The following is an 11,990-nucleotide window of genomic DNA, read 5'->3' as shown; positions in this document are numbered from 1 at the left end:
CGAGTTTCACGGTCGCCAGTAACGCCAGCGGCTGCTGCGATGGCTACATCCTAAAGACCGTATGGGAGGCTCGACCCGCGCGGTTCAGAAGGAGGGCGCCGCACGGGGGTGGGGGTCTATCCCTCCTACTCGCTTTCACCAACGTGCGGCAACCGAGCCGATAGAGTTGCCCAGACGCCGAAAACTTCCGGCCGATTGCAGCCAACCGGCCATGATCGCGCGGCGCTTTTGGGCCGCAAGCAAGGAAGCCAAGATGCAGCAACTTACCGCCGACCAGTTCTCACTGGTCTATAATGCCTTCTCTTTCACCCTGGCAGCGATGTCTGCGGCCACGTTATTCCTGTGGATCAGCCGTTCGCAGGTCAGTCACGCCTACAAGACTGCAATCACCATCTCTGGGCTCGTGACGGCTATCGCTGCTTACCATTATTACCGTATTTTCGAGAGTTGGAATGCCGCCTATTCCGTCAAGGATGGTATTGTAACGGCAACCGGGATCGGCTTCGTTGACGCCTATCGCTATGTCGACTGGCTATTGACGGTCCCGCTGCTGCTGATCGAACTCGTGCTGGTCATGCGTCTGACCAAGAGCGAGACGATGTCGCGTGCAACGAAGCTTGGCTTTGCCGCTGCGTTGATGATTATCCTCGGCTACCCGGGTGAGGTCGCGACGAACAATGCAACGCGCGCACTTTGGGGCACGTTGTCGGCGATACCTTTCACTTATATCATGTGGTCGCTGTTCGGCGGGTTGAGTAAGTCGATCGATAGCCAGCCTGACAATGTTCGTGGGCTCGTCAAGCAGGCGCGATTGCTGACTTTCGCCTCGTGGGGCTTTTACCCGATCGTTTACATGATCCCATACACGTCGTTAGCAGGATCGACGACCGAGGTGGCGGTGCAGCTTGGCTACACATTGGCCGACATCATCGCAAAGGCGGGAGTGGGAATCCTCATCTACAATATCGCTGTGCGTAAGTCGGAAGCCGAGGCCGACGGGATGAAGGTATCCTACGCCGCATGATTGCCATTCCGGGCCTTGCCATGCGCCCGGATCGTGGCGCGCCGGTCGGCGGGAGACACCCGCCGGCCGGCGTTGCCGTGCCATCAGGCGAGGATCGGATCGGCATTATTCACATCGGCGTAACGGGAGTGGCATTGGCTGTCGCTGGTGGGGGTGTGAATTTAGGGAGTAACGCGGCCACAACGCTGTGCTGCATCGCAATTTTATTGCTGGGATTACCGCATGGCGCACTCGATTTGGTCGCGTTGCTCAACGCCCGGTCGCCAGCGCGCGCAGTCGCCGTTTACCTCGCATTGGCCGGAGTAATGGCTACGCTGTGGTGGGCGGCGCCTGGCGTGGCGCTGTTAGTATTTTTTGCCATCTCAGTCGGCCATTTCGGCGAAGACTGGCCGGGACCCGGCGTGGTCGCGCATGGCGGTGCCCTCGCCCTGCTTGCCGCGCCGTTGCTGTTCCACCGAAGCGAGATCGACACGCTGTTTGCGATTATCGTCGGACCAAGGGCAATTCTGCCCTTGGCGGACTCGTTGCTACTAATCGCGCCGGTGGCGATTGCTGCGGGCCTGACAGGCTGCGCCCTGTTGTGGAGCGCGGGGCACCGGATACTTGCCGCGTCAAGCGCGGCTTCGCTTGTAGGGATGATTATGCTCCCTCCGCTCGCCGGGTTCGCGCTGAGCTTTGGCTTGCTCCACTCCCCACGCCATTTCGTGCGCGGACTGGCAGAAATTGGAGGGCGGAAATGGCAATTGCCAGTCGCCGCGGCGAGCGCAGCGGCGATATTACCGGGGATAGTTGTCGGTCTGATAGGACCCCCGGACCTGCTGTATGCCGGTGTCATTCGCAGTACCTTTGTCATATTGTCCGTGCTGACCGTACCCCACATGATGATGCCAAAAATGTCTCGCGTAATGCCAATTTTCCGCCGTGTGCAGGGAAATTCCGGTCATTTAATCGGTTAGTGCATTCTCGATCGGAGCAGGAATATCGCCCGCCTACTCAAGTGGCCGGCGAAGGCGAATTACCTTGTCGACGCTGATCGGATGCAGACCCCGATTTCACGCCAGCCCCTCCGGGCGCGACCCTATTTCCGATGCAACTGCTGCCGGAGTTCAGCTATTTCCCACAGATCGTTGCGGCTGAAGGGAAGGAGCTTTTTCACCGTTCGTAACGTCGCGTGATCCAAATCACGCTCGAGCGCCGCCAGTCGGTGGAGCCGCTCGTGATCGGCAGTGGCCTCGCGGTCGAGCCGCGCGCCATTCGTTCGCTCGATCATCCGGCTTTCCGCGCTGAGGATAGTCTGGCCAAGAATGCGCCAGTATTCGAGGATCATTGCGACGAGCGCCGGGTCGTTCGGGCGCGTTTCAACAAATTCACGCAATCGCCGTCCGCTGTCGCTCTCCGGCCAAGTTCCAGCCTCCAGCGCCGGCTGGTCGGCAAGATGCTCCTCGCGCTCGATCTTCAGCAGCGTGCAGGCCTCGCGCGCGCCAAAACTGAAGATGGCGATCATCGCGACTGGCACCAGCACCATCGACAATGCCATCGCAATTAGCGGTTGGCTGGGAAACTGGTTGAACCCCGTGTGCAGCACTCCGGCAAGTAGGTAACCGGGCACAAATGCGAGCGGGTGGAGCCGCCACTCGCCAGCGCGGATCAGCAAGTCATGCTCGCTAAACTGGTGCGACAGCGACGCCATGATCGCGACTGTGCCGCCATGCATAATCGCCGTTCCCGCACCGCGGACGAGCCAGACGCCCGGACTGAGGTAAGGCACGTGCGTCAGGTAGATGATGTTCTCCACGAGCGCGAAGCCGGCACCGATGGCCAGCCCTGATAGCGCGGCGTCGATCTTGAACCCGACGCGATTCGTGACGAACAGGGTAACGACCATGAACCCCTTGAGCCCTTCTTCGATCCACGGCGCGACAAAGCGGCTGTACGTCGAAAAGCCGAGCGGCAGAGCGTCCAGCATCCTGCCGCTGAGCGGATAGGATAATCCCGCCGCAATTCCCCCAAGCAAGATCAAGGCGGCGATCGCACGCGCGCTGAGCAAGTGGAAGATGTCGAGCCATGAAAAGGCGACGAGCAGAATCAGCACCGGCGTAAGCGCCAGCAGATAGTTGATGATCGTTGCCGTCGTCACACTACAAGGCCTTACAGGATTTTAAGTGAGGCGAGCCACTCCGTTTTGCGGAAGTGCCCTTGTGCGAAGCCGTTTGCCGCGCCAACCGACAATGTCATCGGAAGACGCAAGGCGATCGTCATGTTGAAATCGAGCTGTCCGCCGACGGTCCCATATGTCGGCGAGCGACCGTCGCTGCGCTGTGTAGCGAGAACGCCAGCGAACAGGGCCGGTCGAACCGAGCTCAAATAGAAACTCGGCGTGCCCAATCCGGCGAACCGCACCGGCGGCAGGTTCCATTCTCCGATTGCCTTGGCGAAACGGCGTGCTGCGATCTCGTCGATGCCGAAACCGGGGAAGGACTCCAGTTCGCGGTATCGTTTGACCGCGCGATCATCGACATAATTGTTGCGAAACGAGCCGAAATAGAAACTGCCGAGCGGGTCGTTGCGGGGTCCTCCTGCATAGCCGGCATGGGCATAAATCCACAGCGACGAATTGTGCAATAGCAGCGGACGTCCGAACGAGACGCCTGCCTCGACTTTGGGGAAAAGCTCAGAATTGCCATAGTCCGCACTCGCGATCAGCTCCGCGCCGACCCCGCGTTCGTGATCGATCGAACCGAGCGACCGGGTTTCATTCTTGTAGCGCGCACCACCCTGGACCGCGAGCAGCTTGCTCGGCGAGCGGATATTCTGCGCGCCGGGAAGGGCCTCGAGGCCGACATAGCCGGCGACGTCGGCGAACAGGTCGAGCGTGCGCGGCGGATCGTAGATCCGGGTCTTGCGCCAGCCGACTGAGAGTGAATCGCCTTTGCGGCTCCGTTCGATCGGCCCGAACAGGTCGTAGAAGGACGTCAGATTGTGCCAGTAGCGAAGGCGCCAGTTGAGCGTTTGATAGTCGATCTCGGCGTGCAGGCGCTCCGACGCCGATCCTTTGCCGAACGGTGACACGCTGAAGTCGGCATTGAGCTGCTTGAACTGGAGCGGGTCTTCGATCGTGAAGTGATAGCCTATCGCCGGCTTGCCCTTGTAGCCGACCACCATCGGATACATCGCATCGAGCCGGCGCTCCTTCTCAGGGTAATATTTTCCGCGCTGCGTGATGAGTTCGTCGAGCGGCACCTTCGCGGGCGAACCGACCCCATAACTTTTCACTTCCGGGCGTGTCCGCGCGACTTCGGCGCCGAGGAAGGTTATCGTCCCCAGGTCATCGAGCGGCCTCGGCTGAATTCGCGATGGCGTGAAGCCGTCGCCCGCATAGTCGTAGACAATCAGCGAACCGTCGGCCTGAGGGATGGGCCGGAAAAAGCCCGTCGATGCGTTGGACATGGCCGCGAACTTCTGTGTGTCGAGATCGAGGCGATAGATGTTGGAGACGCCGGTGTAGTAGGCGCTGCCGTAAAGCGCCTTGCTATCCGGCGCGAAGACGAAGCTTTCGGGTGTCGACGGCGGCAGTTTGAGTTCCGCGATTGTCTGGGGTTCATTGCCCGACATCAGCTGTTCGATCGACCAGACGCGAACCGACTGATCGCCGTTCGACAGGCCGAGCGACGCCGACAGTTTCGTCCCGTCTGGCGAAATATCGAGATCGAACGGCGTCTGGTTATAGTCGAATGTATGAACCTGATTGAAGCCGGCGTAAGGCGGCGGGATCCTGACAATCGTCGAGAAGCCATTCTGGTGGCGGATCCCCCAGATCGACTTGTCCTTGGGATTGACGGCGATATCGCCGATCCGCGCGTCGTGCAGCAGCACCTTGCGTTTGCCCGTGTCGATCTCGATCGAAAGAATGTCGCGATAGGCGTAGTTGTCCTCGGTGTAGAAGGCCGTGCGACGATCAGCATCGTAAGCGAGCGACGTGACGCTGTAGAGCATCGATCCTTTGATGTTCGCCAGCTTTGAAGTCTTGCCGGTGTCGAGCGACAGGAGCCCGACATACGGCAATACGCCGGGATAACGGAATGCGCCGATCAGGCTGTTGGTCTTTGGATCGTAGAAGGACCGGGAAACCGACCCCAGCCCACGATTGCTGAGATGCTTGACCGGCGTGAAAGGGTAGCGCGCCAGCTCAGCCAGATTGGCGGCCTGGAATTTCCGCTCCCATGCGATCCAGTCGCTCCACACATGATCGAGCGGGGCCTTGAACACGCGCTTGAACTGGGTCGCGTAATAGCCCGCACTGTCGGCATCGCGCCGCAGCCATTGGGTAACCTTGTCCGGCCCATGGACGAGCGCGAGATAGGAGAAGAAGCGCGTCCCGTAGAGATAGTCGTTCACTCCGACCTGGAAATCGTTGGTGATGCCCTTCGATTCCAAGGCCAGCGGCGAGTAGATCGGCGTATTGTCGCGGACCTTCGCGCGGAACGCCATTTCGTCGTAAGCACCTTGGCCGCGCCCGAGACCGCCCGCCATCCATGTCTCCATGAACACGGCGCTGCCTTCCAGATACCAGCGCGGGGTGTTGACGCGCGGGGTCGCGAGATAATTATAGAGGATTGTCTCGGGGTGCGCTTCGACCGGCATCGGTTTGCCGTGAAAGAAGCGGCGCCATCGCGCATCGTGCGCGTTCCACACGTCCATTGTTGCGACGTGGGTGAACTCGTGGTTGCTCAGCGTGAAGAATCGTTCGCCCGGACTGAACGTCTCGTAATCCATCCCGAGCGGCGCGACGTCCAGCAGGACGGCATTGTTCGGCGAGGAACGTGCTGCCGCGTTGCCATAGTCGGAGAAGTCCTTGAGCAGGACGGTCGGCTTGTCCCACGGTTTCCACCCAAACATCTTCTCGTGGAAGCGCAGCGCGTTCACGGTCGCCCGGCCGACATACGGCGTCAGATAGGTTTGTGCGGGATCGAAGTAGAGCAGCGTGAAGTCGTTCGTACGCATCAGCGACAGGTCGATCTGCGGCAGGTCGTTCGCTGATTTAAGCCGAGTGGGGGGCGGATCCGCGACCGTGTCTGGTATCGAGGGTCCGGGCAAAGGTGCAGGGGCGGGCGTTGGCGCGCTTTGCCCCCATGCCGGTCCACTCGTCAGGACCAGTACCGCAAGAAGGGGAGCGAGCGACGACCGCGGGCGTTGCGGCCGGTGCCAACACATCTTTCTTACTGGGCGCTCACGATCGCGTTGGCAAAGGACGGGCTTCGGGCAGCGGCCGCAAACGACGGGTTCGAGATAAGCGACGAGAATGCCGGCATTCGGGCGAGTTGCGAGAAGGCCGCTGCATTCTTCGCGAAGGTGGCCAGGGCCTGCGGTTGCTGCGCCAGTTGCACAAACGCCTGCGGGCTCGATTGCATCATCGCAAAGGCCTGCGCGTTGGCGGAGATCGCATTGGCGACGCGCGCGTCGCTGGCCATCGCGGCCGACGCGCGGAGCTGGCTGGTAAATGCATCGGCGCTTTTTGCCATCGAGGCTAGCGCCTGAACATTCGCCGCAGCGGATCTGAACCCGGCCGCGTTCTGCACCATTGCGTTCATCGCCTGTGCGTTGGTTGCGACACGCATTGCCGATGCATCTTTCGCAAACGCGCTGAACGCCGCGGATTGACGAGCGAAGCTGGCGAACGCCTGTAAATCAGCCGCCATGCTGGCCATCGCAGCGCTGTCCTTTGCCATCGACTGGAAGGATGCGGCGGCGGACTTCATCTGCGGCATGCTGGCCTGCGCCGCCGCCTGCTGGAACGCGGCGCCGCTCTTCGCGAAGACGGCAAAGGCGGCCGAGTCCCGCGCCATTGCATTCATCGCTGCCGGATAGCGCGCCATCGAGGAATAGAAGGCCGCGTGTGACGCCATCTCGGCGAAGGCCTGAGGGTTTGCCGCCAACGCCGCGAACGCCTGCGAGTTTGCCGACATCGCACTTGCGACGCGCGCGTCACTCGCCGTCGCCTGCGCGTTGACGTGGGCAGCGGTGGAGGCCCGAAGCTGACTTGCGAAAGCGCCGGCATTTCTTGCCATCGACGCGAGCGCCTCGGGGTTGGTGGCGGCCACCTTGAACGTTGCAGCGCTACGCAGCATCGCGTCCATCGCCTGCGCACTCATCGCGACATTCATCGCGGCCACATTCTTGGAAAAAGCGCCGAACGCGACTGACTTTGCGGCAAGACCAGTGAAGGCCTGCGAGTCGGCGGTCATTCGCGACATCGCCGCACTATCCTTCGCCAACGCCTGGAACGAGGCGGCCGCCGACTTCATCTGCGGCATGCTGGCCTGTGCGGCTGCTTGCTGGAACGAAGCACTGCTCTTGGCAAACTGGGCGAACGCGGCGGCATTTTGCGCCATCGCGGCCATCGCCTGAGGATAGCGCGACAGCGCGGAATAGAAGGCCGCGTGTGACGCCATCTCGGCAAACACTTGCGAGTTTGCCGCCATGACCGCGAACGATTGCGAATTGGCCGCCATGGACGAGAACATCTGCGCCTGCGCCGCCGACGACGTCCGCGCGTCAGCGGCCGCGGCCTGAGCATGCATCGCAAGCAACTGGAAGGCGTTGGCATTCTTGGCGAGCACCTCGAATGCCTTCGGGTTTGCCGCCATGATTGCCATCGCCTGGCTGTTCTGGGCCAGGGCCGCAAAGCCGGGCTCGGAGGCAAGTGCCCGGAAGCTCGGATTATGCGCCATGACCTCAAACGCGTCGGTTTGCATGAGTTGCGGGATGGACGTGTCGCCCAGCGTCACGTCGGCAGCGCCGACCTGCGGCGCGATATAGCGCTGAGCCGGGGCAACCGTGCCTGCGGTCGGTCCAGTGAGGGGGTAAAGTCGCGCCACACCGAACGCGCCAGTTGCCACGATCAACGCGATCCCGGCGGTCGCCGCAATCTTCCTGCCTGAAATCCGTGCGGAGTCGCTGTCGCTGTCGAAACCCGAACCGGCCAATGTTGCGTCTGTCATGAGATTACCCCCAGGATAGGGCATTGCTCCGCCTACGGAACGATTATGTCAATACTTTGTTAATTTTCGCGTTAATGTAGGACGAAGTTTCGCTCACTTTAAAAGGCGCATGTCCGCACTTCATTCATGCCACAGTCGACGAACTATCGGACGTGAAGCCGGGCGAGCGCAATCCCTGCAAGGTTCTGGCTGCGCTTCACATGGCGGATACGGAACAGGGCAGCCGGGGGGCATAGCGCCGTGAACCGTAGCCGGTGCTCGACAGCCATGCCCCTGCATCTCGCCACGCCGTTCGCCTGCTGAACGACAGCAAGTGAGTCGCCCAGAAATAGTGGATTTGCGATCCCAAGCCGGGCAGCGATTTCCGTTGCGCCGATCAGCGCCAACCATTCTGCGTCCAAACTGGTCCCGGGGCCGAGCTCGCGCTGGATGTAGCTGTGTCCCCTGACGACTACGGCGGTTTCCATGCCTATTGGCCGGGGGCGGCAACCTCCGTCGAAATAGATTTTCACGCGGGGCGGCATTGCCATTCCCCGGGGGCAAGTCCGTCGAGTGCCCACTCCCCGATTTCCCAACGAACCAGCCGCAGCGTCGGGTGACCGACGGCCGCCGTCATCCGGCGCACCTGGCGATTGCGGCCTTCGCGGATCGTCAGCCGGATCCAGCAGTCGAATATGGTCTTGCGCACCCGGATCGGCGGATCACGCGGCCACAACATCGGGTCCGGGATCAGGTCGACGGCGGCGGGAAGTGTCGGGCCATCGTTCAATTGCACGCCGGTCCGCAGCGCATCCAGCGCGGACCCGGTGACGTCGCCTTCGACTTGCACAAGATAGGTCTTGGGCATCTTGTGCATGGGGTCGGCAATCCGTGCCTGAAGCCCTCCGTTGTCGGTCAGCAGCAACAGTCCCTCGCTGTCGAGGTCGAGCCGACCGGCCGGATAGACCTTCGGGACGTCGATGAAATCCGACAGAGTCTTTCGGCTCGAGCCGCCGGTGCCACGATCGGTGAACTGGCTCAGCACGTTGAACGGCTTGTTGAACAGGATAAGTGTCACGCGGCGATGTGCCCGGCAACACTGTAGGCCACCGCCTCGGCGACCTTAATGCCGTCGACCGCAGCCGACAATATACCCCCGGCATAGCCCGCGCCTTCGCCGGCGGGGAACAGGCCGGCAGTGTTGAGACTCTGGAAATCGTCGCCGCGGGTAAAGCGCACCGGAGAGGAAGTCCGTGTTTCCACTCCGGTCATGACGACGTCGGGATGGTCGTAACCGGCGATCTGGCGGCCGAATACCGGTATCGCCTCGCGCATCGCCTCAACGGCATAATTAGGCAGGCACGACGAAAGGTCGGTCGGGGTCACGCCGGGACGATAGGAAGGGACAATGCTGCCGAGTTCAGTGGATGCGCGGGCCGCAAGGAAGTCGCCGACGCGCTGTGCGGGAGCCTTGTAGCTCGAACCGCCAGCGACATAGGCGAGCGATTCCCAGTGGCGCTGGAAGGCGATTCCCGCAAGCGGATGCCCGGGATAGTCGCGCGCCGGATCGATCCCGACGACGAAACCCGAATTGGCGTTGCGCTCGTTGCGCGAATATTGGCTCATGCCGTTGGTGGCGACGCGCCCCTCTTCGGACGTCGCCGCAACCACCGTTCCGCCCGGGCACATGCAGAAGCTGTAGACCGTCCGCCCGTTCCGGCAGTGGTGCGAGATATGATATTCGGCAGCACCGAGGATCGGGTTGCCCGCGTCGATCCCGAAGCGTGAACGGTCGATCCATGATTGCGGATGCTCGATCCGCACCCCGATCGAAAAGGGCTTGGCCTCCACGAAGACCCCTGCCGCGTGGAGCATTTCGAACGTGTCGCGAGCGCTGTGCCCGACCGCCAGCACGACATTCTCGGCTTCCAGGTAACCCCCGTCGTGGAGGTGAAGCCCGCGCATTTGGCGCCCCCCATCGGGCCCGGTCGAAATATCGATCCCGTCGACGCGCGTGCCAAAGCGATATTCCCCGCCCAGTTCCTCGATCGTCGCGCGCAGGCTTTCGACCATCGTCACCAGTCGGAAGGTGCCGATATGCGGATGCGCCTCGGTCAATATCTCGGGCGGCGCTCCGGCCTTGACGAATTCGGTCAGTACCTTGCGATCGAGGTGGCGATTATCCTTGATCCGGCTGTAGAGCTTGCCGTCGGAAAATGTCCCTGCGCCGCCCTCGCCAAACTGGACGTTCGATTCTGGGTCGAGTACGCCGCGCCGCCACAGCCCCCACGTGTCCTTGGTCCGCTCGCGCACCACCTTGCCGCGGTCGAGAATGATCGGGCGATACCCCATCTGCGCCAGGATCAGCCCGGCAAACAGCCCGCAGGGGCCGGCGCCAATCACCACCGGCCGCTTCGCGTCGGCTGGCGCCTGGGCGACGAATTTATAGCTGGTGTTCGGTGTCAACTGGATGTTGCGATCCTTGCGGAAGCGGGCGAGCAAGGCGCCCTCGTCCTTCACGTTCACATCGATCGAATAGACCAGCACGATATTGCGATTGTCACGCGCGTCATGTGCCCGCCGCGCGACGACGTGGCGCACCAGTTTGCGCGGGCTGATGCGCAGCCGCTTGCAGATTGCGGCAGGCAGCGCCTCGGGCGGATGGTGCAGCGGCAGCGTCAATTCGGTCAGGCGAAGCATTCGGCAGCCTCTAGCCCGCGGTCACGGGTTCGCCAATCATGGCAGGTCGAGGAGCTGCCGACGTTGAAATCGCGCTAATTGTCCCCAAACAGGACCGGGTGAGTTCTTCGGCCTTGCGCGGAGCCGAACATGGTATATTTTTGTTAACCGAGATAAGCCCCTGGCGGTGAGTCGCGTTGGGAATGCTTGCGCTCGTCAGCCATGGGAGCTGATGAAAAAAACCTAAATTGTACAATAGTTTGCTCGATTGTACCTGTTTTTGGCGTGATGTATTCGAAACCGGGGGACTGGCTTGTCGGGGCGCGACATCTTTATTTCTTACAGTCGCGAGGATCGAACCGCCGCGCGTCATTTCGCCGAATGCTTCGAATCTGAAGGGTTCAGCGTGTGGTGGGACGCTGCGCTTCACTCGGGCGAGACCTTCGATGAGGTGATCGAGGCAGAACTGCGCGCGGCGCGCGCGGTCGTCGTATTGTGGTCACCGCGCTCGGTCGCCTCGCGCTGGGTCCGGGCCGAGGCGACGATGGCCGATCGCCGCAACAAGCTGGCGCCGGCGATCATCGAGCCATGCGACCGCCCGATCATTTTCGAACTGACCCACACCGCTGACCTGTCGAACTGGACCGGCGATCGCTCCGACGATCCCTGGCCCTCCTTCGTGAAGGACCTTCATCGTATTGTTGATCGCGGCAAACGCGCCGAAGCCGCCTCCCTCGCTGCGGTTGCGACTGGCGAATCAAGTCCGGTTGCCGAGCCCGCACGGATCGGCCGGTTTGTCGCGCCCGTCGTCGAAAAAAAGTCCGACTACCTGTCGAAGGGCAAGGTCGACGACCTGATGCTGGCATTGTCCAGCCTGCGCGAATCAATCGGTCAGCCGGTCGAGCGGCACGAAACGCCCGTCGCCGATGCCGAAAAGACTCAGTTTTACACGGGCGCTAGTGACTTCGATCTGTTCGGAGCCGATGAATTTCACTGTCTTGAAATGACCGTCGACGACAAGCTGGAGCAACGCTACGTCGTTAGCCCGCTCGGTCTGAAGATCGGACGCACTGCCCCGGCCGACATTGTCCTCGCCGATTCGCGCGTGTCGCGCACCCACTGCTTGGTCGAGCTGGCCGACGATCGTTTGCGTGTGTCGGACCTGAATTCGACCAATGGCACCTATGTCGATGGCGAGCGGGTCAATGGCGAGGCATTCCTGGCCATCGGGTCGATCCTCAAGGTCGGCAATATCTCGTTGACCCACGAACTGCGGACACGCGCCGACGTCTGACGCCGAGCAGCGGGTC

General features: G+C 61.7%; 9 protein-coding genes. 3 read left to right on the top strand and 6 right to left on the bottom strand.

Translation table 11 applies throughout. The features are described 5' to 3' along the window. Positions 1–211: 211 nt before the first annotated feature. On the top strand, positions 212–1,024 hold the full coding sequence (locus U1700_RS12210) for a bacteriorhodopsin-like (RefSeq protein ID WP_332752928.1): 813 nt from the start codon (positions 212–214) through the stop codon (positions 1,022–1,024). Continuing rightward, positions 1,021–1,980 carry a Brp/Blh family beta-carotene 15,15'-dioxygenase gene (locus U1700_RS12205; RefSeq protein WP_332752927.1) on the top strand — a complete coding sequence of 320 codons (960 nt, stop codon included), beginning with the start codon at positions 1,021–1,023 and terminating at the stop codon, positions 1,978–1,980. Before U1700_RS12210 ends, U1700_RS12205 begins: the two co-directional genes overlap by 4 nt. A 122-nt stretch (positions 1,981–2,102) precedes the next feature. Here the strand turns inward: U1700_RS12205 and U1700_RS12200 are convergent, their stop codons facing one another. The 6 genes from U1700_RS12200 to U1700_RS12175 all read right to left on the bottom strand — a co-directional run bounded on the left by U1700_RS12200 (position 2,103) and on the right by U1700_RS12175 (position 10,701). Next, a complete protein-coding gene (locus U1700_RS12200) occupies positions 2,103–3,161 on the bottom strand; it encodes a PrsW family glutamic-type intramembrane protease (protein ID WP_332752926.1) in 1,059 nt (352 codons plus the stop codon). Between the two features lie 11 nt (positions 3,162–3,172). Continuing rightward, positions 3,173–6,025, bottom strand: a complete 2,853-nt coding sequence (locus U1700_RS12195) for a TolB family protein (RefSeq protein WP_332752925.1) — start codon at positions 6,023–6,025, stop codon at positions 3,173–3,175. 215 nt (positions 6,026–6,240) lie between these two features. Then, positions 6,241–7,809 (bottom strand): hypothetical protein, encoded by a 1,569-nt coding sequence (locus tag U1700_RS12190; protein WP_332752924.1) that lies wholly within the window; start codon positions 7,807–7,809, stop codon positions 6,241–6,243. Between the two features lie 356 nt (positions 7,810–8,165). Beyond that, positions 8,166–8,489 (bottom strand): reverse transcriptase-like protein, encoded by a 324-nt coding sequence (locus U1700_RS12185; RefSeq protein ID WP_332752923.1) that lies wholly within the window; start codon positions 8,487–8,489, stop codon positions 8,166–8,168. 41 nt (positions 8,490–8,530) lie between these two features. Continuing rightward, on the bottom strand, positions 8,531–9,079 hold the full coding sequence (locus tag U1700_RS12180; protein ID WP_332752922.1) for a pseudouridine synthase: 549 nt from the start codon (positions 9,077–9,079) through the stop codon (positions 8,531–8,533). Next, a complete protein-coding gene (locus tag U1700_RS12175) occupies positions 9,076–10,701 on the bottom strand; it encodes an NAD(P)/FAD-dependent oxidoreductase (protein WP_332752921.1) in 1,626 nt (541 codons plus the stop codon). The genes U1700_RS12180 and U1700_RS12175 overlap by 4 nt, the downstream gene beginning before the upstream one ends. Positions 10,702–10,993: 292 nt before the next feature. On the opposite strand from U1700_RS12175, the gene U1700_RS12170 reads away from it, so the two are divergent. Further along, positions 10,994–11,974, top strand: a complete 981-nt coding sequence (locus U1700_RS12170) for a TIR domain-containing protein (RefSeq protein ID WP_332752920.1) — start codon at positions 10,994–10,996, stop codon at positions 11,972–11,974. Positions 11,975–11,990 lie beyond the last annotated feature (16 nt).

The organism is Sphingomonas sp. RB1R13, assembly GCF_036663775.1.
In the GTDB taxonomy this organism is placed as follows: domain Bacteria; phylum Pseudomonadota; class Alphaproteobacteria; order Sphingomonadales; family Sphingomonadaceae; genus Sphingomicrobium.
This window is presented reverse-complemented; position numbering and strand designations above follow the sequence as displayed.